Here is an 820-nt window from a genome sequence, read left to right on the forward strand (position 1 = left end):
GGCACTGTTGCAAAGTTAGCGATGAGGCAGCCTTTTGTCTTATTCAAAGGCCTTACATTTCAAAAACTCTGCTTACCAGGCGCATTTCGCCCAGGGGATCACCATAATAAAATGCTGAGGCCTGGCCTTTGCGTAGTGCACGCATCACCTCAATACCTTTGATGGTGGCGTAAGCCGTCTTCATGGATTTAAATCCCAGCGTGGCGTTGATTATCCGTTTCAGTTTGCCATGATCGCATTCAATCACGTTGTTCCGGTACTTAATCTGTCGGTGTTCAACGTCAGACGGGCACCGGCCTTCGCGTTTGAGCAGAGCAAGCGCGCGACCATAGGCGGGCGCTTTATCCGTGTTGATGAATCGCGGGATCTGCCACTTCTTCACGTTGTTGAGGATTTTACCCAGAAACCGGTATGCAGCTTTGCTGTTACGACGGGAGGAGAGATAAAAATCGACAGTGCGGCCCCGGCTGTCGACGGCCCGGTACAGATACGCCCAGCGGCCATTGACCTTCACGTAGGTTTCATCCATGTGCCACGGGCAAAGATCGGAAGGGTTACGCCAGTACCAGCGCAGCCGTTTTTCCATTTCAGGCGCATAACGCTGAACCCAGCGGTAAATCGTGGAGTGATCGACATTCACTCCGCGTTCAGCCAGCATCTCCTGCAGCTCACGGTAACTGATGCCGTATTTGCAGTACCAGCGTACGGCCCACAGAATGATGTCACGCTGAAAATGCCGGCCTTTGAATGGGTTCATGTGCAGCTCCATCAGCAAAAGGGGATGATAAGTTTATCACCACCGACTATTTGCAACAGTGCC

The 820-nt window shown here is 52.2% G+C and carries 1 protein-coding gene; it reads right to left on the reverse strand.

From position 1 onward, the window contains the following. Positions 1-52: 52 nt before the first annotated feature. On the reverse strand, positions 53-757 hold the full coding sequence (locus tag QKE30_RS10795; RefSeq protein WP_001067858.1) for an IS6-like element IS26 family transposase: 705 nt from the start codon (positions 755-757) through the stop codon (positions 53-55). Between the last annotated feature and the right edge of the window lie 63 nt (positions 758-820).

Source organism: Corynebacterium sp. c24Ua_83 (assembly GCF_039907245.1).
Classification (GTDB): Bacteria; Actinomycetota; Actinomycetes; order Mycobacteriales; family Mycobacteriaceae; genus Corynebacterium.

Bases quoted from the DNA above. Each gene is read 5' to 3' on its own strand.
- QKE30_RS10795 (WP_001067858.1), bottom strand. From the start codon at position 757: ATGAACCCATTCAAAGGCCGGCATTTTCAGCGTGACATCATTCTGTGG.